Below are 23,401 nucleotides of genomic sequence, written 5' to 3'. Positions count from 1 at the left end.
GGCTGCAAATATAAGGTAACAGGTTGGCTCAGCAAACTTGCAGCAAAATACCTGTAAAGGCAGATTTTGCTAAATTGCAGGTATGAAAAAGTTCATCGTTGCTGCACTTGTTTTTTTATTTACATATCCCGTTACAGCCCAGGTTAAAGTTGATACCATTCCGTCGCACTTACAGAATCTGCGCCTCCCCGATTTTAAACTGTTACTTACCGACAGCAGCAGTAGCTTTTACACCGAACAGCTGAACAAAAAGAAAACCACCATTCTCATGAGCTTCAGCCCCGATTGCGATCATTGCAAAAACCAAACAAAGGAACTCATCGAAAATATTGAAAAGCTGAAATCGGTACAGATTGTAATGGCTACCACCTACCCTTTTGAAATGATGAAACAGTTTTACAACGACTACCAGATTTCAAAATACAAGAACATCATTATGGGACGGGATGTGTTGTATTTCTTTCCCAAATATTACCGCAACCACTACCTGCCACTGATTACCATTTACAGTAAGAAAGGTGAACTGCTGCACTATTTCGATGGAGGATTACCAACAGCACAATTAATACAACTGGCAACCAAATAAAAAAGCGAAACAAATTAATTGTTTCGCTGAGAATAAGGTTTAATAATAACGGTAACAGAATCCTAATCTGCACAACCGGTAGTTTCCGGCTGCAACGGACAGGCAGAAAAGCACACGTAGTTATTTCTTTTTTGTTTTAATGATAATTACTCCGTTCTTTCCTTTTTCACCATACAGTTTTACGGCATTATCATCTTTTAAAACAGAAATACTTTCAATGGTATTTGGATCAAGGCCATTGATATCCTCGGACGTTGCTTCTTTACCATCCAATATATACAAAACGTTATCAATACCTTTTTTAAGCTTTATGTTTCCAGACTCTTTGGTCGATTTGCCATAACCCACTACAGTAACCACACCCGGTTCTGCAGCTGTGGTGGTTTTAACATCGGTATCTATTGTGGCGGTACCTACTACTTTTTTATATCCGGTAACTGTTACTTCTTTTACAGGAGATGTTGCTTCTGTAACAGTAATCGTTGCAGGCTTGCCCTCTACAGTAATAGCTGCGGGAGAAGATACAGGTGATGGATAACCTACTACGGTTACCGGAGCAGATGGAGCCGGTGGTGGAGGGGGAGGAATTTCGCCATACTTCGCTTCGTATTTTGCTTCAGCTGCATTCCAGTCTGTTAACTTTAATGCCTCTATAATTTTTTTATTCTTGTCTTTTACAATTACTACACACTCACCCATATCATCGGCAATGCTTACATAATATCCTTTCTTGTTTAGCTTTACCGTTTCTTTTGCAGGCTTTACAGTTATAGCCAGGTTTTTATTGCCAGATGAATTTGTTGATGAAGAAGACCCAGCTGTACTAAATTTATATTTTGTACGCAATGTTTCTTTATCCTTTTCATTGTTTAAATCGAAGGTTTCTACAGTGCCGTTTTTTAAACGGATGCGGATAATGCCTTTACCGTTTGCTTTGGTCACATCTACCCTTTCTACTTCATCCGATTGAATGACTGCCGGGGGCGGTGGCGGAGGTGGCGCAAGTTGATCAACTTTGCCATACTTCTTTTCAAACGCTTCTTTTTGTTTCGGATCGTTCAGGTTATAGGTATCCGTTGTTCCGTTTTTTAGAATAATGGTAATTGTTTTTTCATCGCCATTCTTATTCACATTTACAGATGCAATTTCGCTGGCAGGTATGGTATCGCTCAACAGTAATTGCTGTTGAAAATCTTTACGCTGTTCTTTTTGTCTTACTTCTCTAAAGGCCAGTAACAATACTGCCACCAGCGGCAGTATAAACAAGAAACGAATGACCTGCACGCGGGCAGATTTGATTTGATTCATCATGATGATTCGGTTTTTAAGTGATGAGAAATTAAAGTTGGATGCAATGCTGTAATGATTGTAGCCTACTACTTTCAGCAATAGGTATTGGTATTGCTTTTTATCAACACCATCCTGTAATACTTTTTCGTCGGCAATAAATTCAAGGTTCTGACGGATTGCTTTACGGATAAGCCATGCTGCGGGATGAAACCATAACAGCATACACAGTAATTCGGCAAATAAAATATCAATGCTGTGCTTTTGTTTTACATGCACAAACTCGTGGCGGATGATCTCTTGCAGCTCAGCTTCTGTATGCAGTTTACTGTTAATGTAAATGCCATTGCTGAAAGAAAAGGGCATAATGTTATCCTCAACATCAAAGAGTCTGATGTCTCCTTCGTTCAGCAACTTTGCTTTCGCCTTCATCTTGCGCAAACTGAAAAACTGTAACAGCATACGCAGCCCCATCACCAACATACCGGCAAGTAAAATCACAATGGCAATATTCCAGCTGTTCCATTCAAAGCCTGCGCCCGTTGCAGTGAGATTTAAATGATAAACAGGCACCATTTGCACAAACTGTGCTTCATCCAGTTCGTGCTTGAACAGGAAATCGGTAATGTTCATAAAGGGTATCACAAAACTCAACACCGAATATCCGATCAGGTACCACCTGTTCCAGTTATAAAAAGTTAGCCTGCGCAGCACCAATTGATAAAATAAATACACCAGTGCAAGTGCAATCGAAACTTTCAGCAGGTATTCAATTAAAAAAGGCATCTTAATTTGAAAATTTGAAAATTTGGAAATTGAACATCAGTAACTCATCACTGATCATTCATTACTCATTATTCATTACTTCTTCCCTTCAATCATTTCTACAATTTCTTTCAGCTCTTTGGGCGATAACTTTTTCTGCTCCACAAAAAAATTCACCAGCTCCTTGTACGAGTTTTCGAAATACTCTTTTACAAAACCGCTCATAAACTTCTTCTTGTATTCTTCTTCTGTAATAGCCGGTTTATAGAGATACGCATTACCTACTAACCTGCTTTCGAGATAACCTTTCTTCTCCAGGTTTTTAATGGTAGATGCAAGTGTGGTGTACGGAATCTCTTCATCCAAAAATTCAAGAAAGGATTTAATATTCCCTTCGCCTTTTCGCCAAACGGCCTGCATGGCTTCTTCTTCCTGGTGTGTAAGTTTCTCTAACATCTCTACGAAATTTTCGTAAATCTACGAATTTATCGTAACCCTCCAAATTTATTTTACTCCTTTCCTGTTAAAAAAATAAAAAAGCCAGTCGGGCAGACTGGCTTGTAAAACAGATATTGTTATTGTTACTTCTCACACATTTCTTTCAGGTTCTGCAATCCTTCTTCAAACTGTTTGTTCAGCTGTTTGGTAATGGATGGCCCCATTAAACGAGCAACAGGAAACGCTAAAGCACCACTGTTGCGCCAAACCACTTTTGTTCCGCCTTCCACTTCTGTAAAATCCCACGCATCAATCGCTTCCGATTTAAACGGCTTTAAAAATACCAGGTCGAAGTTGATGGCTTTACTTGGCACAGCAGAACGTACTGTTAAGCTTCCCTCGCCTACCTTCTTTCCATTCCAGTAATACTTATGTCCCACATGCATCGGATCGCCGGTAATGGTTGATTGTGCATCAGGATCCATTCTAGCCCAAGGATTCCAATCACGGTAATGATGCAGATCTGCAATTTTGTTATACACTTCTGCCGAAGGCCGGCCAATGATCGTTGATTTTTCTACAAGGTATTTGCCGGGCATTACTGCGGCTGCCAGCAAAGCAAGTGCGATTATGCCGAGAAAGACATAAAGAATGATAAGAATCATGCGGTTTTAATTTTGGTATGACTAAAGATAGTAATTCCTTCTTTTGACTTTTCAGCTTTCCTCCAATACCTTTGCGGCACAATTTTCTTCACTTAAAAAATACGTTTGTCCATGAAAGTTACTGTAGTAGGTGCCGGTGCCGTTGGAGCTACCTGTGCTGATAATATTGCCCGCAAAGAACTGTGTTCTGAATTAGTGTTACTCGATATTAAAGAAGGTATTGCCGAAGGTAAGGCCCAGGATATGATGCAGACTGCTGCTCTCCTCGGTTTCGACACCAAAATTGTTGGCAGCACAAACGACTACAGCAAAACAGCCGACAGTGATGTAGTGGTAATTACTTCGGGCTTACCCCGCAAACCCGGCATGACCCGTGAAGAACTGATTGGTGTAAATGCAGGTATTGTAAAATCTGTTTGCGAAAACATTTTAAAATATTCTCCTAATGCCATCATCATCATCATCAGTAACCCGATGGATACGATGACTTACCTGGCATTAACTTCTACCGGCTTACCAAAGAACCGCATTATTGGTATGGGTGGTACACTCGACAGCAGCCGCTTTAAATATCAACTGAGCCAGCACTTAAATTGCTCACCTGCTGATTTGAATGCAGTAGTAGTTGGTGGCCACGGCGATACCACCATGATTCCTTTGATTCGTTTGGCTACCTGGAACAGTGTTCCTGTAACAAAATTCTTATCTGCTGAACAGCAAGAGCAGATTGTAAAAGATACCATGGTGGGTGGTGCTACGCTTACTGCGTTAATTGGTACTTCTGCATGGTATGCACCAGGTGCATCTGGAGCAGCTCTGGTAGAAAGCATTTTGCGTGATGAAAAGAAACTCTTTACTTGTTGCGTAGCGTTAGATGGCGAATACGGACAGAAAGATATTTGCTTAGGCGTTCCTGTAACAATTGGTCGCAATGGTTGGGAAAAAATCATCGACTTTGAATTGAATGCTGATGAGCAAGCTGCTTTCGATAAAAGTGCAGCAGCTGTACGCGGCATGAACGATGTGTTGAAAACATTGTAATTTGAAAAATTGAAAATCAGATAATTTGAAAATGAAAACGGTTGCAAATTTTGCAACCGTTTTTTATTACCGTAATTCTTTTGCCCAAGCTTGTGCAGTTGCTGCTATTGCTTCTACATCTTGCAGCTGCATACATTTGAAATGTTTTTTCGGGCATTTGTCATGACCGATTTTAGAACAAGGTCTGCAGCCAAGATCATCTACTTCGAATTGTACATGCCGCACTTGCTTATTGCCGTAATACGGCGTCATACCAAATGCAGGAACCGTGTTGCCCCATACGCTGATGATGGGTTTGTGTAAGGCAGCTGCAATATGCATTAAGCCGGTATCGTGTGTAATGATGAGTTTAGCTTTACGCACCAGGTCGGCACTTTCGTTAATTGAAAATTTACCGCAGGCATTGTAAATCTTCACCGGATCAACAGCTGCTATTTCATCACCGGTTGCTTTGTCTTCGGGTCCGCCCAGTAAGATGATGGGATGATGTAATAACGAACAGAGTTTCTTTAACTGTTGGGCAGGTAAGCGTTTGGTTGCATGTGCAGCACCAATCACTAAGCCAACATAACCTAAGTAATGCGAATGCGGCAGATCGCTTTGTTTGGTTTCTTCTTCCTGCGGAATAAAATAATCCAATCCCTTACCATCGTTCTTGATGCCAAATGATTTTACTGTATCGAGATAACGATCCACAATATGCACAGCCGGCATACGGTTGATCTTTAAATTCGTAAGCAGCCACTTCTGCACATTCAGTTTGTTGAAAGCAAATGCTTTTACTTTCAACTCCCGTTTAATTTTTAAGGTGCGGATGTTGTTGTGCAGATCAATGATGTAGTCGTAGTTCTCTTCTTTCAATTCATGCATTAGCAGCTCCCAATCGTTGTTGAGATAATAACACTTATCGATGTACGGATTTGATGCAACTACTTTCTGAAAACTGAACTTGGTAAGAAAATGTACTTCAGCACCAATTCCCTGCTGTTTTAAACAACGCACAACAGGCGTGGTTAACACAATATCGCCGATGGAACTGAAACGGATGATTAGAAATTTCATGCGCTATAAAATTAGACGGAAAGTAGATAGTCGGGAAGTCCGAAAGTATGTTTCCGAAAGTGAAACAGGTTTATAATTTTCAGTGTCTTTCTTTCCGACTTGCGGACTTCGGTCCTGCCGACTATTAAGGAAACACCTCTTCTCCCTCCACATAATTCAAATCCTTATGGAAGGTTTCTTCGGTAAAGTACGCTGCAACAAGTGTAATAACCATTACAACAACACCGGTTACAATACCACTCTTGGTTAAACCCCAGCCCCAGCTTTTTTGAAACAGTCCGAGAAACATCATATTGATCAACGGCAATGCACCACGCACCATGTTGGGAATAGTGGTTGCGGCTGTTGCACGTAGGTTGGTGCCAAACTGCTCGGCACCCATTGTTACAAATATGGCCCAGAAACCGGTACTGAAACCCAGCCATGCACAAATGAGATACATGGCCGTATCGCTGTTGTTCAATGGTGAAAAGAAGATGAGTAAGCCAACTATTGTAAATGCGTAAAACAGGTACAATGCTTTTTTGCGGCTTTTAAAATACTGGCTGATGAGACCTACTGCAATATCGCCTGTAGCAATTGCAGCATAAGCAAACATAATGGCACGGCCACTGTCTACTTTGTTCTCACCATAAAAATCAGTAGCAAAACGGTTACTAAGGTTTACCAGAATACCAATGACATACCAGGTAGGTAAGCCAATTAAAATTGCCAGGACGTATTTTTTGAAGCGGTTGCCGCTGCTGAAAAACATAAAAAAATTACCACGACTTACCTTGGTTTCTTTTACTGTTTTAAACATACCGCTTTCGGCAACACTTACCCGCAACAACAGCAAGCCTATTCCTAAACCGCCACCAATTTTGTAACAAAGACGCCAGTCGTTGGTGAGTTTAAATGTAAAGTAGGCAAATACAGCTCCAAACAAACCAATACCCGCTACCAGCGAAGTACCAACACCCCGTTTATTTTTTGGAAGCAACTCACTTACTAATGTAATACCTGCACCTAACTCTCCTGCTAAGCCAAGCCCAGCTACAAAACGTGCATAGGCATAATGATCCACTGTTTGTACAAACCCTGTAACAAAATTGGCAACACTGTATAAAAGAATAGAACCAAACAATACACTTAAGCGTCCTTTCTTATCACCAATGGTGCCCCAAAGAATTCCACCAATCAACAACCCCACCATTTGCCAGTTGATGATTTTAGTACTGGCTGCAATCATTGCAGCTGTATCTGCTTTATCGATACCTACACCAACAATACTGGGTTCCCGTACAATGGTAAACAGCAGCAGATCATAAATATCAACAAAGTAACCAAGCGCTGCTACAATAACAGCAAGGGAAAAAATGGAATGTTCTTTTTGGTTGGTCATAAGCAAGATTAGTGAGTCGGATTACACATTTGGCTTTTCAGCTTTCTTACCAAAGATGAGCTTCCAGAAAACCGGTGCTGTCGTAACAGCGATAATGATGATTACAATCAACTCCAGTTTATCTTTCAGTTCAATACCAAACTGTTTCTTTACCCATATCTGTAAAAAGTGTCCGGCAAAAATCATACTCACTACCCAAGCCACACAGCCCACTACATTAAAGAAAACAAACTTCTTACGATCCATATCTACAATACCTGCAATGATGGGTGCAAATGTGCGGATGAAAGGCAGGAAACGTGCAAACACAATCGCACCACCACCATGCTTCTCATAGAAATCATGTGCTTCGTGCAGATAGCGTTTTTTAAATAAGAGATTATCGTTCCAGTTATACATAGCCGGGCCAATTTTACGACCGGTCCAGTAACCAATCCAGTTACCCAATATACCTGCCAACGATATCAATGTGCAGAGCACCAATAACTCAAACCATTCGTTTTGTACGCCACCTAATCCGACTATTTTTAAGAACTCACGTGCAAGATTACCGCTGTAAATACCGGCAACAAATAACAAACTGTCGCCGGGTAAAAAGAAACCAAACAACAAACCCGTTTCTGCAAAAATGATGAAGAGCAGCAACCATAGTCCACCATATTTAATGTAGAACATGGGATTGAGCAGATCTTTCCAGGTAAACTGTTTATGTAATTCAACAGTAATACCTTCTTTTAAATCTGCAACTGCATACTTTTTTGCATCGTATTCGTTGCCGGCAAACGTAACAGAATCGGTTGCGTTAATGTTTATTGTAATGGTACCATCTTTTGTGGTGGCATATTCAACCCCATCTACTGTAAACTTATCGGCCGGTGCCTCGTATTGGTTAAACACCCGCACATTTACCTGCTTTTGTGCATGTAGCTGCGAAATACCCAACAGCATTACAACCATCAATACTATCTGAATCGATCTTTTCTTCATGTTCGTTATCCCGTTTAATCTATTATTCTTGTTCGTTTGAAATTATGCTGTATGCGAATGATCGTGATGTACATGATGGTGCCCATCACTCAACTCACCCTCCCACTTACTTACAACTGAAGTTGCCAATGCATTACCAACTACATTGGTTGCACTACGGAACATATCGCAGAAATGATCGATGGGCAGAATCAACGCCACACCTTCGGGCGGAATATTGAACATGGCACATGTTGCCAGAACAACCACCAACGATGCACGTGGTACACCGGCGATACCTTTACTTGTAAGCATCAACACCAGTAACATCACCAGCTGTGTTCCGAGGTCGAGATGGATACCATAAGCCTGTGCAATGGCTAAACTTGCAAAGGTCATATACATCATACTGCCATCGAGGTTAAACGAATAACCAAGCGGTAATACAAACGATACAATTCTGTCTCTGCAGCCAAAACGTTCCAGCTCTTCGGTAAGTTTGGGGAAAACGGCTTCACTGCTGGTTGTACTGAAAGCAATAAGTAATGGTCCGCCGATACGACGCAACAACACTTTCATTCTGCTGCCCAGTATCAAAAAGCCAATGCCGATTAAGATTATCCAGAGAACAGCAATGCCGATTAAGAAATAAATAAAGTAAACAAGATAGAACTGGAAAATACCCAAGCCTTTTGCTGCAACCACTGCTGCCAATGCACCAAATACACCAATGGGCGCAAAGTTCATCACATAGTTCACCATTTTAAGAATGATGTGTGAAACTACATCGAGCGCTTTGATCAATGGCTTGGTGTAATCGCCAATGGCTGCTGCAGCCACACCAAAGAAAATAGAGAAGATCACGATCTGCAGAATTTCGTTTGAAGCCATCGCTTCAAATAAGCTCTTCGGAATAATGTGCTCCACAAAATTCTGTAAAGAGAACGTGGATGTTTTATTCATCAGGTCTTTTACACCTTCTGTATCGGCCTGCGCTAAATTAATATGTGTACCCGGTTTAAACAGGTTCACCAACATCAAACCCAATAACAGGGAAATGAGTGAGGCCGTAACAAACCAAAGCAATGCTTTACCACCTACACGGCCTACTGCTTTTAAATCGCCCAGTTTGGCAATACCAACCACCAATGTTGAAAACACCAATGGAGCAATAATCATTTGTACCAAACGGATGAAAATATTGCTGAGCAGTTTAATATTTTTCGAAAAACTCTGGATGAACTCGGCGGGTGCACTTACATGAACAATGTATCCAACAATAATACCCAACGCCATGGCCAGCAAAATGTAAAGCGTTAACTTGTTTCCCTTACCCATGCTTTTTAATTATAGTGCCGCAATATACGGTATTCGGGTTGCACAGCATCTGCCCAAACCGTTAATAAATCTTTTGATGGTTATTTGCAATAAATCTCTATTTTTCCAGCTTATTATTGTTAGTAATCGTAAATCTATAACCAATCTAGTATGAGTTTATTTGCAAAGAAACCACTTGACCAGCTGCTTGCGCAGGCCGAAGGAAAAGGCTTGAAGCGTACCTTGGGAGCAGGCAACCTGGTGGCCTTAGGTATCGGGGCTATTATCGGTGCCGGTCTTTTTGTTAGAACTGCTGCGGCTGCCGGACAAGCTGCCGGTCCCGGTGTTACATTATCATTTATCGTTGCTGCTGTTGGCTGTGCATTTGCAGGTTTGTGTTATGCAGAATTTGCAGCTATGATTCCGATTGCAGGTAGTGCGTATGCCTACAGTTACACCACCATGGGCGAGTTAGTTGCATGGATTATTGGTTGGGCTTTAATTATGGAATATGCATTGGGTGCTGCCACTGTATCTATTGCATGGAGTGAATATTTAAACAAGCTGTTAGGAGGAGCCATTCCCTATGAGTGGAGCCACTCGCCGTTTGAAAGCTTTACCGATTCGGCAGGTGTGCATCATTCAGGTATAATGAATGCACCTGCACTCATCATTTTATTATTGCTCACCTTGCTGCTTATTAAAGGCACACAGGAAAGCGCTATTGTAAACATGGTGATTGTGTTTATTAAAGTAGGTATTGTATTACTGTTTATTGCATTAGGCTGGCAGTTTATTAAACCCGAAAATCATACACCTTACCTCATTCCTGAAGGAACAGCTCCGGTTGTTGACCAGGCAGGTAAAGTAATTGCCGATTACAGTGGCTGGAACAAACATGGTTTTGGTGGCGTACTGGGTGGTGCAGCGATTGTGTTCTTTGCATTTATTGGATTTGATGCCGTTAGTACAGCCGCACAGGAAGCAAAGAATCCGAAGCGTGATATGCCCATCGGTATTCTTGGTTCGCTCGTGGTTTGTACCATTCTTTACATTTTGTTCGGACATGTATTAACCGGTGTTGCCAACTGGAAAGATTTTGTTGATCCTGAAAAAGGTCGTGAAGCTTCTGTTGCTTATGCTATTTCGCAATACATGACGGGGTATGGCTGGTTAGCAACGGCGGTTACTGTTGCTATTCTTGCCGGTTTCTCGTCTGTAATCCTGGTGATGTTGATGGGCCAAAGCCGTATTTTCTATACCATGAGTAACGACGGGTTAATACCAAAAGCGTTTGGCGAATTGCACCCGAAATACAAAACGCCCTACAAAGCAAACTGGATATTATTCATATTCGTTGGTTTGTTTGCAGCGTTTGTACCTGGCCACGTGGCAGGCGATCTTACATCGTTTGGTACACTCTTCGCCTTTGTACTGGTAAGTGCCGGTGTTTGGATTTTGCGGGTGAAAGAACCGAACATTCAACGTCCGTTTAAAACACCTATCTATCCGGTTGTATCAACTTTAGGTGTTCTTATTTGTACGGCGATGATCATTGGTTTAGATGCACAAACACTAAAAGTTGCTTTTGCATGGATGGCCATTGGTTTAGTTGTTTACTTCCTTTACAGCCGTAAAAACAGTAAACTGCACAATCCATCTGAAATATTACCGCATGCCTCCGATTTTGAGCGGCATTAATGAATTGATCTTTTTTACACAAACCGTTCTGCAGCCTTGCAGAACGGTTTTTTGTTTACGGTCATTCCACTAAATTTGCGCCCTAATCAATATTTAAAATGGGACGGATTTTTGAAGTAAGAAAGAGTACCATGTTTGCCCGCTGGGATCGCATGGCCAAGCAGTTTACACGTATTGGTAAAGAGATTGCCATTGCTGTGAAAGCAGGTGGTCCCGATCCTTCTACCAACCCTGCCCTGCGTCGCTGTATGCAAAACGCCAAGAGCGTAAACATGCCGAAAGACCGTGTGGAAGCCGCTATTAAGCGTGCACAGGGTAAGGAAATGGAGAACTACGACGAAATCCTGTACGAAGGATATGCACCACACGGTGTTGCCATCCTGGTTGAAACAGCTACCGATAACCATGTACGTACTGTAGCCAATGTAAAAAGTCATTTCAACAAAGGTGGCGGTGCACTAGGCAATAGTGGTTCTGTAGCTTTTCAGTTTAAAAAAATGGGTGTGTTTAAATTAAACCCTGCCGGCTTAAATGCGGAAGACATGGAACTGGAGCTGATTGATTTTGGTCTTGAGGAATTGGGTGAAAGCACCGGTGAAAATGGAGAAGATATTTTAGTGGTGCGTTGTGCGTTTACCGATTTTGGGAACATGCAAAAAGCACTGGAAGATAAAGGCATTACTCCGTTAAGTGCCGAGCTGGAATGGATTCCTACTACGACCGTTCCTGTTACCGATGCGCAGGCTGAAGATGTAAGTAAATTAATTGAACGTTTGGAGCAGGATGATGATGTGCAGAAGGTGTTCCATAACATGGGATAAGCACAAGTACAGACTACGAAGTTGAAAGTACAAAGTATAAAAAATGAAAGGCTGCAAATTGCAGCCTTTCGTTTTTCAACAATCATCCAATATCTTTAAAGTATGGAACAACCCGACCGTTTGGTTTTGTTTGATGGTGTTTGCAACTTCTGCAATTTCTGGATTCAGTTTGCACTGAAAAGAGATAAAAAAGGCAAGTTGAAATTCGGTTCATTACAAGGAACTACTGCACAGGAAATTTTACCAAAGTACAATATTGATCCGACCGTTCTTACTTCGGTCATTTTTATTGAAGATGGAGTTGCCTATCGTGAATCTACAGCCGCACTCAAAGTATGCAGACATTTAGATGGTGGCTGGAAGTTATTATATGTACTCATCATCATCCCTGCATTCATCAGAGATGGTATTTATAAATGGGTTGGGCGTAACCGTTACAAATGGTTTGGTAAACAGGAAAGCTGTATGTTGCCTACACCCGAACAACGTGCACGATTTGTGGAGTGAGCAAGACGACGGACGATAGACCATAGTCGACGGCTCACTCACTACTCACAACTCACCATTCACTAAATCTCAAACTCCCCTTTCATATAAAACACGCATTCGCCTCCCATCATTACACGTTCGGCACTTTTTTGCTCGCACACTAAATCGCCGCCACGTTTACTTAGTTGTTTGGCAGTCATCCTTTTCTTATCGAGCTTTTCGCTCCAGAAAGGAATTAATTGCGAATGAGCAGATCCTGTTACAGGATCTTCATCAATACCTGCCGAAGGTGCGAAGAAGCGTGAAACAAAATCAACTGATTTTCCTTTGGCAGTGAGAATAAGCATTTCGCCGGTTTTCTTTAATGCTGTAAAATCGGGTTTGGCGTTGAGTACTTCTTCTTCTGTAGCAACTTCAATTAACAGATCACGATACTTGTAAGCACCGACTACTTCTTTTACACCAAGTATCTCTGCAATGCCATCGGGATAATCGGTGATGCGTTCTGGTTTCCATGAAGGAAAATCCATTTCGTAATTGAATCCGTTTTTTTCAACAGTCAGCAAGCCACTTTTTGAGTTGAATACGATTGAAGGTCTTGTAAATCCGAGTTGCGTATATAAAACAAAGGCACTGGCCAATGTAGCATGGCCACATAAGTTAATTTCCACTTCCGGCGTAAACCAACGGATGTCAAAATCGGCTCCTTCTTTTTCGGAAGGAACAAAGAAAACTGTTTCAGCAAGGTTGTTTTCCATAGCCAGCTGTTGCATCAATGCATCATCGATCCATTTCTCCAATGGTACAACTGCAGCCGGGTTACCTTTAAATAATGTTGATGTAAATGCATCTACCTGGCATAAATTGAGTTTCATCTGTTTTTAGTTTGAATGAAGTTAGGAAAGGAATAAACACCCTTCGTGTACACAAACATGTGATTTTTCAGGGAAGCCTCAATAAAACTTAGGCAAGGCAAGTTTATACCGCACAACAATTATGCGAAACACCACGATAAATAAAATAGAAATGATAGTAGCAAGATGCGATAACATATCTACCTGCAATAAGAACAGATACAATACTCCACCTAGAATTGAAACCGATGCGTAAATTTCCTTGCGAAATACCAACGGTACATTGTTGAGCAATACATCTCTTGTTACTCCGCCAAACGAACCGGTAATGGTTCCCAAGGCAACACAAATACCCGGACTCAATTGTAACTCCAAACCTTTTTCAACTCCAATCAATGTAAACAGCCCTAACCCAAAAGCATCGAACAAAAACAACGTACTCGTAAAGCGTTTAAGATATTTACCAAACAACATTGTGCCGATTGCTGCTACAATAATAACAATGGTTGTAGTACCATTGCGCAGCCAGGCAACAGGTGTATCACCAATCAATACATCACGCAACGTTCCTCCACCGATAGCAGTAACAAATGAGAGAATGATTACGCCAAACGGATCGAGTTTTTTCTCCATAGCAGAGAAAGCACCTGAAACAGCAAAAGCAAATGTGCCGAGTATGTCGATGATAGAAAGGAAAGACATTCTTGTTAAGCTGAATAGTCAATGTAAAATACGCAACGAGTTAAATGAATAGCACGCACCCGGATAATAAACGTTCTTGTTCACCATGCACAAACATCACTCTGCCATCATCTCCTGCAGTACAGTTACAATTTCTTCTGCATTCGGCTTACTGAAGTAATCTCCGTCGCTGCCGTAAGAAGGTCTGTGCGCTTTACCTGTAATGGTACGTGGAGCCACATCAAGATATCGATAGCCGCCCTGCTCTTCCATTACTTTATTAAACATGTAGCCTGCAGCACCACCCGGAACATCTTCATCAACAAATACGATGCGGTTTGTTTTCTTAAGCGATTCAAGAATAATATGGTTTACATCAAAAGGCAACAACGTCTGTACATCAATAATTTCACAACTGATATTCATTGCTTCCAGCGTTTGTGCAGCCTCCGCAATAATGCGCAAGGTAGAACCATACGAAACAACAGTGATATCGGTACCTTCTTTGATTACTTCAGGCACACCCATTGGAACAGTAAATTCTAAAAGATTTGTTGGCAGTTTTTCTTTTAAGCGATAGCCATTTAAACATTCAATCACCAATCCGGGTTCATTGCTCGCTAACAAAGTATTGTACATACCTGCAGCCTGTACCATGTTACGTGGCACACAAACATACATACCACGCAGGCTGTTAATGATCATGCCCATTGGAGAACCACTGTGCCAGATACCCTCTAAACGATGTCCTCGTGAACGTACAATAATTGGCGCACTTTGACGGCCTGCTGTACGGAACTGCAGTGTAGCAACATCATCGGTTAACGGTTGCAATCCGTAAACAAGATAGTCGAGGTATTGAATCTCAGCAATTGGTCGTAAGCCACGCATAGCTAAACCAACACCCTGCCCCATGATTGTTAATTCACGGATACCTGTATCAAAAATTCTGTTTTCACCATATTTCAATTGTAAACCCGCAAAGCCCTGGTTCACATCACCAATAAAACCTAAGTCTTCGCCAAAAGCCACAACTTTGGAGTTATGCGCAAATAACTGATCGAAGTAACGGTTCAATACTTCATAGCCATTAAGGATCACAGGTTCCTCGTTGTACTCTGCTTTTACTTCTTTAACAAGCATGGCACTACCTGCACCTTCGTTATAAAGATGCGAATTGTAAAGTGCCTTGTTTTCTTTTTGTAAACGATTGTATAAGGAATGAGCTGGCGATTGTTTCAAACCACTGATGGTGATTCCTTTAAACAAAGTGCTCATAATATCTCTACGGCTCGGCTCCCTGTTGGTGGCAAGCGCCTGCACCACTTCTTCCATTTCATCGGCTTTGGCTGTAGCTGCACCCGTATTACGTAAAGCCTCTGTTACTTCGTGTACCTGGATTTTTATCGGCTGTTCATACTCCGCCCAGGCAGCATTCTTTTCACTGCGAACAAAGTTTTTTACTTCACGTTCAACTTCAAGCAAATCATTTTCATCCCACAGATTATTTTCAATAATCCATTCTTTCATTTTCTTGTTACAATCCCATGCACGCTCCCATTGTAAACGCTCTGTTGTTTTATAACGTTCATGGCTACCCGAAGTTGAATGTCCTTGAGGTTGTGTAACTTCTTCCACATGAAATAAAGCCGGTGTATGTGTTTGACGGATCTTTTCAATACCCGCTTCAAACACTTCGCACATGCCGGCGTAATCCCATGCTTTTACTTTATAAATTTCAATACCATTTGTTCCGTCTTTCTTCTGAAATCCTTTTAACGCTTCCGATACAGAACCTTTAGTTGTTTGATATTTTTTAGGAACAGAAATACCATAACCATCGTCCCACACAAAAACAGCCAATGGAATTTGTTGTACGGCAGCGGCATTGATGGTTTCCCAAAAGTGGCCTTCACTGGTTGATGCGTCGCCGATAGTTGCAAAACAAACTTCATTTCCATTTTGGGAAAGACTGCCATATTCCTGCAAAACATCCGAATGCCGGAATAGCTTGGATGCTAATGCCAATCCTACAGAACGGGGCATCTGAGCAGCAGTTGGAGCCATACCGGATGTAAGATTCTTTCGGTTCACAAGGTCAAGAACCTGACCATCTTTATCTACAAAGGCTGATGCAAAGTGAGAATTCATCTGACGGCCTGCACTATGCGGATCGTTAGCTGTATCAGGATCGGCATACAGTTGAGCAAAGAACTCCTTTACTGTTGCCACACCAGTTGCAAACGCAAACGTCTGATCACGATAGTAACCACTGTAGAAATCACCTTTACGGAAAAACTTCGCCATGGCTATTTGCGGTATTTCCTTACCATCACCAAAAATGCCAAACTTAGCTTTACCGGTAAGTACTTCTTTACGTCCAAGCAAGCTGGCTTCACGGCTGATACATGCCATGCGGTAATCCTGCAACACCTCCCGTTTAAAATTCTCGAAGGAGAGTTCCTGCAGTTGGAGGCTTTCGTTAGTGGTAGATTCCATGCGGCAAAAATAACAGTTTTGTTCCCACATTAACACTTGTAAGCCCTATTTGGTGATAACAATAAAGCTGTTGTGAAAAACCGCAAAATTTGAGAAAAAACAAATACGCAGCTATCCTTAAGAAAAATTTATGAAAGGCAACCCTTAAAGGCTATTAACTGTCTGTAGTAATACTTACTTTTACGAAAGAATCTACTTTTTTATGAAAAAACAAATGATCACCCTTTTCGCTGCGACTCTTCTTACAATTGCAGGCTTTTCACAGAACCACGATAATCATAATCATGCCACAACCGGCAATACGACGCCTGTTGTTGTAACAGAAACAATCAAGTTTCCGGAAACAACCCACGATTTTGGAAAAATTCCTCAAGGTAAACCAGTTACGTACATTTTCACTTTTGAAAATACAGGCAAAGATTCGCTGAAGCTTGACAATGTGCAAGCCTCCTGCGGTTGTACAACACCCGAATGGAATAAAACTCCTGTTGCGCCTGGCATTAAATCAACCATCAAAGTTGGTTACAATGCAGCAGCTGAAGGCCCGTTCGAAAAAACAATTACTGTGTACTACAACGGCGGTCAGACAAAAGTACTGGTTATAAAAGGTGCGGTTTGGAAAACCCCCGATCAATCAGCCCCAACCAACCAGGCATTGAATATTTTTAAACAATAACACTATAAAGAAAAATACATGAAACATTTAATTATTGCATTTGTTGCGATGTTCGCTTTTACAGCTGTAAAATCACAGGCAAAAAAACCAACAGACATTACAAAGTTTGCAACTGAAACAGTTGATTTGGGCAAACCCAAAGTAGGCAATCCTGTTACTGCAACTTTTACATTTACAAATACAAGTAAAGAGGATGTGGTTATTGAAACAGTAACACCTGGTTGCGGTTGTACAAAATCAGATTACACAAAAGAACCAATTAAGCCCGGTAAAACAGGTACCATTACAGCCACTTACAATGCAGCGACTGTTGGTAATTTTACAAAACAGGTAAGAGTTAAATTTCTGGGTATAGACCAGGAACAGGTATTAACCATTACAGGTCAGGTTCAACAGTAACAATCTTTTGCAATACCCTCACTAGAGGCTTATATCTATATTATTTCCCGGTAGCAATTTTGTTACCGGGATTTTTTATTTATCAATACCAAGAACACATAGTAGTAACTAATTAGCTATTCGTCATTCGTTTGTTATGATAATATTCAGAACGGTATGGCATTGTCGTATACAAAACAGCTGCCTGCCATTTTACAGACTTTAAAACAAATCCATATACAAAGAAAAAAATAAGTACTTAAACCTGCCAAGTAAGTAGAAGAAGTCACCTTAACTAGTGAAGATAACACGCCGCATTCAACCAATTTTTAGGGATAGGTTAGCAAGGTCTGTACTGAGGGCTGATATAGGTACATAAAAAAACCCCTTCATGATATTGAAGGGGTTTAGAATAAATATGGCAGCTACCTACTCTCCCGCATTGTAGTGCAGTACCATCGGCCATGAGGGGCTTAACTTCTCTGTTCGGTATGGGAAGAGGTGAACACCCTCGGAAAAACCACCATAAACTCTTAAATAAGATCATATTGGGAAAAGTTGTAATTGCAGTTGGCAATTAAAAAAAATTAAAGCTTACGGGTAATTAGTACTACTCGACTTTACTGTTACCAGTTTTACATCTGTAGCCTATCAACGTCATCGTCTTTGACGGCCCTTAAAAGTAAACTCATCTTGTAGAAGGTTTCACGCTTAGATGCTTTCAGCGTTTATCCTTTCCGTACATAGCTACTCTGCACTGCACCTGGCGGCACAACAGATACACCAGCGGTACGTACGACCCGGTCCTCTCGTACTAAGGTCATGCCTACTCAATTTACTAACGCCCACCACAGATAGGGACCGAACTGTCTTGCGACGTTCTGAACCCAGTTCACGTGCCACTTTAATCGGCGAACAGCCGAACCCTTGGGACCTTCTCCAGCCCCAGGATGTGACGAACCGACATCGAGGTGCCAAACCTCCCCGTCGATATGAGCTCTTGGGGGAGATCAGCCTGTTATCCCCGGAGTACCTTTTATCCTTTGAGCGACGGCCCTTCCATGCAGAACCGCCGGATCACTTTAGCCAGCTTTCGCTCCTGCTCGACCTGTATGTCTCACAGTCAAGCACCCTTATACTAATGCGCTCTACGTACGATTACCAACCGTACTGAGGGTACCTTTGCGAGCCTCCGTTACTTTTTAGGAGGCGACCACCCCAGTCAAACTACCCACCATGCACTGTCACCCGTCAGGGTTTAGATTCTAAATCAAAGAAGGTTGGTATTTCAACGACCGCTCCACAACTGCTGGCGCAGCTGCTTCAAAGCGTCCCAACTATGCTACACATCCGTAATTCAAAATCAATGCAAAGTTGTAGTGAAGGTTCACGGGGTCTTTCCGTCCCGTGGCGGGTAACCGGCATCTTCACCGATACTACAATTTCACCGGGCTCGTGGAGGAGACAGTGTTCAACTCATTAGACCATTCGTGCAGGTCGGAACTTACCCGACAAGGAATTTCGCTACCTTAGGACCGTTATAGTTACGGCCGCCGTTTACTGGGGCTTCAGTCAGAAGCTTTGGCTTGCGCCGAACATCCTTCCTTAACCTTCCAGCACCGGGCAGGTATCAGGCTCTATACGTCATCTTTCGATTTTGCAGGGCCCTGTGTTTTTGCTAAACAGTTGGTTGAACCATTTTACTGAGACCATCCGAAGATGGTACGCTTTATCCCGAAGTTACAGCGTCAATTTGCCTAGTTCCTTCTCCACGGCTCACCCGAGCGCCTGAGAATATTCATCCCGTCCACCTGTGTCGGTTTACGGTACGGGTTGTTTATGCCTAGCCTTAGAGGTTTTTCTCGGAGGTCTGATTAGGATCACTATCCACGCTGCCGAAGCTTTGCGGTACTATCACGTTCGACATCTCTTGCGGATTTACCTGCAAAAAATATATCTACACGCTTTAACCTGGTATTCCGTAACCAGGCGGATCTTTCACTACCCCGTCACCCCATCGAAACATAAACAAGTGTTGGAATATTAACCAACTTGCCATCAGGTGCGCCTTTCGGCTTTCCCTAAGGACCCGACTAACCCTGATCTGATTAACATTGATCAGGAAACCTTGGACTTACGGCGAAGTAGTTTTTCACTACTTTTATCGCTACTCATTCCTACATTTTCTTTTGAAATCGCTCCAGCATCCATCACCAGACACCTTCGCAGCAGATTTCAATGCTCCCCTACCAATTGTACAAGTACAATTTTAGAACTTCGGTTCGTAGTTTGATGCCCGATCATTTTCCGTGCAAGACCTCTCGACCAGTGAGCTGTTACGCACTCTTTAAATGAATTGCTGCTTCCAAGCAAACATCCTGGCTGTTATAGAAGTCTCACCTCGTTTGTTCAACTTAACTACGTATTAGGGACCTTAGTTGCTAATCTGGGTTATTTCCCTCTCGGCCACGGACCTTAGCGCCCGCAGCCTCACTCCCGGAGATATGTATAAGCATTCGGAGTTTGTCAGGGTTTGGTAGGCGGTGAAGCCCCCTAGCCCAATCAGTAGCTCTACCTCTTATACACTTCTTAAATCCGAGGCTGTTCCTAAAAACATTTCGGGGAGAACGAGCTATCTCTCAGTTTGATTGGCCTTTCACCCCTATCCACAGGTCATCCCATAACTTTTCAACGTTAATGAGTTCGGTCCTCCATTCTGTGTTACCAGAACTTCAACCTGCCCATGGATAGATCACAAAGTTTCGCGTCTACCCCCACTGACTAAGCGCCCTGTTCGGACTCGCTTTCGCTTCGGCTCCGTTACTGAAGAACTTAACCTCGCCAGTGAGGAGTAACTCGTAGGATCATTATGCAAAAGGCACGCCGTCATCCATTGCTGGACTCCGACCGCTTGTAGGCGCACGGTTTCAGGTACTATTTCACTCCCCTGTTTCGGGGTACTTTTCACCTTTCCCTTACGGTACTGGTTCACTATCGGTGTCTGAGGAGTATTTAGCCTTACCGGATGGTGCCGGCAGATTCAGGCAGGATTCCTCCGGTCCCGCCTTACTCAGGATACTGCTCGTCCATCTCAATTTCTATCTACAGGGCTATCACCTGCTATGGCCCAACTTTCCAGAAGGTTCAATTTGATGAGATTTTCTAAATGCAGTCCTACAACCCCTAAGCGGCACGCCGCTTAAGTTTGGGCTCTTCCCGTTTCGCTCGCCACTACTCAGGGAATCATTGTTATTTTCTTTTCCTCTCCCTACTTAGATGTTTCAGTTCAGGAGGTTGGCTTCCTTTCGGATAACACACCTTCAGTGTGCTGGGTTGTCCCATTCGGAAATCTTCGGATATAATGCTTGTGTGCAGCTCCCCGAAGCTTATCGCAGCTTACCACGTCCTTCTTCGCCTCTCAGACCCAAGGCATCCACCATGCGCCCTTATTCGCTTTAAAAGAGTTATTATACTTAAATCGCCTTACTAAACAATTACAACTTGTTACATCCCAATATGTCAAAGAACTTTAACCCCCATCCCCTAAAGGGGAGTAAGAATTATGTTTGATAACACGGTTACGAACCGACAGGCCTTAAGCCATTATCAAAGAAGTAAAGAACTAATTTTCGTGGAGGATATCGGAGTCGAACCGATGACCCTCTGCGTGCAAGGCAGATGCTCTAGCCAACTGAGCTAACCCCCCGAGGTTATTTGTAGACCCGCCCAGATTTGAACTGGGGACCCCTACATTATCAGTGTAGTGCTCTAACCAGGCTGAGCTACGGATCTATTTAATCTTTAGCCTAGTGGCCTCAACAATCCATAGCAACTGGCCAACTAACCATTTATAAGAACTTATTTCTTGAAAGTGGAAAAGCAACAGCATGTAAATCTAAGCATGCTCTAAAAAGGAGGTATTCCAGCCGCACCTTCCGGTACGGCTACCTTGTTACGACTTAGCCCCAGTCACTAGTTTTACCCTAGGCGGCTCCTTGCGGTTACCGACTTTAGGTACACCCAGCTTCCATGGCTTGACGGGCGGTGTGTGCAAGGTCCGGGAACGTATTCACCGTATCATTGCTGATATACGATTACTAGTGATTCCAGCTTCATGGAGTCGAGTTGCAGACTCCAATCTGAACTGAGAGAGGGTTTTTGGGATTAGCTCCTTATCGCTAAGTGGCAGCCCTTTGTCCCCCCCATTGTAGCACGTGTGTAGCCCTGGGCATAAAGGCCATGATGACTTGACATCATCCCCTCCTTCCTCACGTCTTACGACGGCAGTTTCTTTAGAGTTCCCAGCATTACCTGATGGCAACTAAAGATAGGGGTTGCGCTCGTTGCGGGACTTAACCCAACACCTCACGGCACGAGCTGACGACAGCCATGCAGCACCTTACTGGCAGTGTATTGCTACAAAACAGGCTTTCACCTGCGGTCTCCCAGCATTCTAGCCCAGGTAAGGTTCCTCGCGTATCATCGAATTAAACCACATGCTCCACCACTTGTGCGGACCCCCGCCAATTCCTTTGAGTTTCAACCTTGCGGTCGTACTTCCCAGGTGGATTACTTAATGCTTTCGCTTAGACACTAACTGTAATATCGCTAATGTCGAGTAATCATCGTTTAGGGCGTGGACTACCAGGGTATCTAATCCTGTTTGATCCCCACGCTTTCGAGCCTCAGTGTCAATGTCTCCGTAGTAAGCTGCCTTCGCAATGGGTGTTCTATGTCATATCTAAGCATTTCACCGCTACATGACATATTCCGCTTACCTCCAGAGAATTCAAGACTAATAGTATCAATGGCAGTTTTCGGGTTAAGCCCAAAGATTTCACCACTGACTTAAAAGCCCACCTACGCTCCCTTTAAACCCAGTGAATCCGGATAACGCTTGCACCCTCCGTATTACCGCGGCTGCTGGCACGGAGTTAGCCGGTGCTTATTCCTCTGGTACCGTCAGTCCCCGTAGAAACAGGGGTTTCGTCCCAAAGAAAAGAAGTTTACAACCCAGAGGGCCTTCATCCTCCACGCGGCATGGCTGGTTCAGACTTGCGTCCATTGACCAATATTCCTTACTGCTGCCTCCCGTAGGAGTCGGGCCCGTGTCTCAGTGCCCGTGTGGCTGATCATGCTCTCACATCAGCTACTGATCGTGGGCTTGGTGGGCCGTTACCCCGCCAACTACCTAATCAGACGCACGCCCATCTTTAACCGCCGGAGCTTTAATATCTAAGTGATGCCACTCAAATATACTATGGGATATTAATCCACCTTTCGGTGGGCTATCTCCCAGTTAAAGGAAGGTTGCGTACGTGTTCCGCACCCGTTTGCCGGTCGCCAGCCCCTGTATTGCTACAAAGCTGCTGCCCCTCGACTTGCATGTATTAAGCCTGCCGCTAGCGTTCATCCTGAGCCAGGATCAAACTCTCCATTGTAAATGAAGTTTGATACTGACTATTAATTCTCAAGAATTAACAGTTCAAAATCGAATTTTATTACGCTTAAAATTTACCCGTTCTATTTTCATAAAACGTTGCTGTTGCTTCCATTCTTTCAAAGATCTTTTGTTTTTCTTTCTACCCGTTTTTCGAACGGAGTGCAAAGGTAAGGGCCTCGCTTATTCTAACCAAACTTTTTTCAATTTATTTTTTAAGATATCTCCTAACTAACTCATTGAATATCACACCCTCTAACCTCATAAAGAACTACCGCTTTTGTCTTGCGGGTTGCAAAGGTAAGGAGTTAACACCTTTCAATCCAAAGCTTTTTAAAAGTATTTTTAAAT

General features: G+C 42.7%; 17 protein-coding genes, 2 tRNA genes and 3 rRNA genes. 7 read left to right on the top strand and 15 right to left on the bottom strand.

The features are described 5' to 3' along the window. Positions 1-82: 82 nt before the first annotated feature. The gene (locus IQ13_RS00120; RefSeq protein WP_144883308.1) at positions 83-586 is read left to right on the top strand and encodes a TlpA family protein disulfide reductase; all 504 of its coding nucleotides are present in this window, start codon (positions 83-85) and stop codon (positions 584-586) included. 120 nt (positions 587-706) lie between these two features. Here IQ13_RS00120 and IQ13_RS00115 read toward each other — a convergent pair whose 3' ends face one another. The 3 genes from IQ13_RS00115 to IQ13_RS00105 all read right to left on the bottom strand — a co-directional run bounded on the left by IQ13_RS00115 (position 707) and on the right by IQ13_RS00105 (position 3,741). Next, the gene (locus IQ13_RS00115) at positions 707-2,659 is read right to left on the bottom strand and encodes a M56 family metallopeptidase (protein WP_144883306.1); all 1,953 of its coding nucleotides are present in this window, start codon (positions 2,657-2,659) and stop codon (positions 707-709) included. A gap of 75 nt (positions 2,660-2,734) precedes the next feature. After that, positions 2,735-3,094, bottom strand: coding sequence for a BlaI/MecI/CopY family transcriptional regulator (locus IQ13_RS00110; RefSeq protein WP_144883304.1), 360 nt, complete (start codon positions 3,092-3,094; stop codon positions 2,735-2,737). A 125-nt stretch (positions 3,095-3,219) separates the two neighbouring features. Then, complete coding sequence (locus tag IQ13_RS00105; protein ID WP_144883302.1) at positions 3,220-3,741, bottom strand: SRPBCC family protein; 522 nt, start codon at positions 3,739-3,741, stop codon at positions 3,220-3,222. Between the two features lie 111 nt (positions 3,742-3,852). On the opposite strand from IQ13_RS00105, the gene mdh reads away from it, so the two are divergent. Next, positions 3,853-4,782, top strand: coding sequence for a malate dehydrogenase (mdh, locus tag IQ13_RS00100; protein WP_144883300.1), 930 nt, complete (start codon positions 3,853-3,855; stop codon positions 4,780-4,782). Positions 4,783-4,848: 66 nt separating this feature from the next. On the opposite strand, the gene IQ13_RS00095 is transcribed toward mdh, so the two are convergent. The 4 genes from IQ13_RS00095 to IQ13_RS00080 all read right to left on the bottom strand — a co-directional run bounded on the left by IQ13_RS00095 (position 4,849) and on the right by IQ13_RS00080 (position 9,532). Then, positions 4,849-5,844, bottom strand: a complete 996-nt coding sequence (locus IQ13_RS00095) for a glycosyltransferase family 9 protein (RefSeq protein WP_144883298.1) — start codon at positions 5,842-5,844, stop codon at positions 4,849-4,851. 124 nt (positions 5,845-5,968) lie between these two features. Further along, the gene (locus IQ13_RS00090; RefSeq protein ID WP_144883296.1) at positions 5,969-7,228 is read right to left on the bottom strand and encodes an MFS transporter; all 1,260 of its coding nucleotides are present in this window, start codon (positions 7,226-7,228) and stop codon (positions 5,969-5,971) included. Positions 7,229-7,249: 21 nt separating this feature from the next. After that, positions 7,250-8,215 (bottom strand): DedA family protein, encoded by a 966-nt coding sequence (locus IQ13_RS00085; RefSeq protein ID WP_144883294.1) that lies wholly within the window; start codon positions 8,213-8,215, stop codon positions 7,250-7,252. A gap of 42 nt (positions 8,216-8,257) precedes the next feature. Continuing rightward, entirely contained in the window at positions 8,258-9,532 is a 1,275-nt protein-coding gene (locus IQ13_RS00080) for a dicarboxylate/amino acid:cation symporter (protein ID WP_144883291.1), read from the bottom strand. A gap of 150 nt (positions 9,533-9,682) precedes the next feature. On the opposite strand from IQ13_RS00080, the gene IQ13_RS00075 reads away from it, so the two are divergent. The 3 genes from IQ13_RS00075 to IQ13_RS00065 all read left to right on the top strand — a co-directional run bounded on the left by IQ13_RS00075 (position 9,683) and on the right by IQ13_RS00065 (position 12,540). Beyond that, entirely contained in the window at positions 9,683-11,212 is a 1,530-nt protein-coding gene (locus IQ13_RS00075) for an amino acid permease (RefSeq protein WP_144883289.1), read from the top strand. Between the two features lie 98 nt (positions 11,213-11,310). Continuing rightward, positions 11,311-12,033 carry a YebC/PmpR family DNA-binding transcriptional regulator gene (locus IQ13_RS00070; protein WP_144883287.1) on the top strand — a complete coding sequence of 241 codons (723 nt, stop codon included), beginning with the start codon at positions 11,311-11,313 and terminating at the stop codon, positions 12,031-12,033. 102 nt (positions 12,034-12,135) lie between these two features. Then, positions 12,136-12,540 (top strand): thiol-disulfide oxidoreductase DCC family protein, encoded by a 405-nt coding sequence (locus IQ13_RS00065; RefSeq protein ID WP_144883285.1) that lies wholly within the window; start codon positions 12,136-12,138, stop codon positions 12,538-12,540. Positions 12,541-12,602: 62 nt separating this feature from the next. On the opposite strand, the gene IQ13_RS00060 is transcribed toward IQ13_RS00065, so the two are convergent. From IQ13_RS00060 to IQ13_RS00050, 3 genes are all read right to left on the bottom strand, one after another. After that, positions 12,603-13,397, bottom strand: coding sequence for a PhzF family protein (locus IQ13_RS00060; protein ID WP_144883283.1), 795 nt, complete (start codon positions 13,395-13,397; stop codon positions 12,603-12,605). A 78-nt stretch (positions 13,398-13,475) separates the two neighbouring features. Then, on the bottom strand, positions 13,476-14,078 hold the full coding sequence (locus IQ13_RS00055) for a trimeric intracellular cation channel family protein (protein ID WP_144883281.1): 603 nt from the start codon (positions 14,076-14,078) through the stop codon (positions 13,476-13,478). Positions 14,079-14,174: 96 nt separating this feature from the next. Further along, positions 14,175-16,556, bottom strand: a complete 2,382-nt coding sequence (locus IQ13_RS00050) for an alpha-ketoacid dehydrogenase subunit alpha/beta (RefSeq protein ID WP_144883279.1) — start codon at positions 16,554-16,556, stop codon at positions 14,175-14,177. A 202-nt stretch (positions 16,557-16,758) separates the two neighbouring features. Between IQ13_RS00050 and IQ13_RS00045 the strand changes: the two genes are divergently transcribed. Continuing rightward, positions 16,759-17,232: a DUF1573 domain-containing protein gene (locus IQ13_RS00045; protein ID WP_144883277.1), complete on the top strand. Its 474-nt coding sequence runs from the start codon at positions 16,759-16,761 to the stop codon at positions 17,230-17,232. A gap of 18 nt (positions 17,233-17,250) precedes the next feature. After that, complete coding sequence (locus IQ13_RS00040; RefSeq protein ID WP_144883275.1) at positions 17,251-17,631, top strand: DUF1573 domain-containing protein; 381 nt, start codon at positions 17,251-17,253, stop codon at positions 17,629-17,631. Between the two features lie 395 nt (positions 17,632-18,026). Here the strand turns inward: IQ13_RS00040 and rrf are convergent. The 5 genes from rrf to IQ13_RS00015 all read right to left on the bottom strand — a co-directional run bounded on the left by rrf (position 18,027) and on the right by IQ13_RS00015 (position 23,051). Next, positions 18,027-18,138: ribosomal RNA gene (gene rrf, locus IQ13_RS00035) — 5S ribosomal RNA — on the bottom strand. Between the two features lie 56 nt (positions 18,139-18,194). Next, positions 18,195-21,070: ribosomal RNA gene (locus IQ13_RS00030) — 23S ribosomal RNA — on the bottom strand. Positions 21,071-21,242: 172 nt separating this feature from the next. Then, positions 21,243-21,316 (bottom strand) — tRNA-Ala (locus IQ13_RS00025). Positions 21,317-21,327: 11 nt separating this feature from the next. Continuing rightward, positions 21,328-21,402: transfer RNA gene (locus IQ13_RS00020), tRNA-Ile, on the bottom strand. Between the two features lie 118 nt (positions 21,403-21,520). Beyond that, positions 21,521-23,051 (bottom strand): 16S ribosomal RNA (locus tag IQ13_RS00015). Together the 16S, 23S and 5S rRNA genes with 2 tRNA genes alongside form the textbook arrangement of a ribosomal RNA operon. Between the last annotated feature and the right edge of the window lie 350 nt (positions 23,052-23,401).

It is taken from the genome of Lacibacter cauensis (assembly GCF_007830055.1).
In the GTDB taxonomy this organism is placed as follows: domain Bacteria; phylum Bacteroidota; class Bacteroidia; order Chitinophagales; family Chitinophagaceae; genus Lacibacter; species Lacibacter cauensis.
This window is presented reverse-complemented; position numbering and strand designations above follow the sequence as displayed.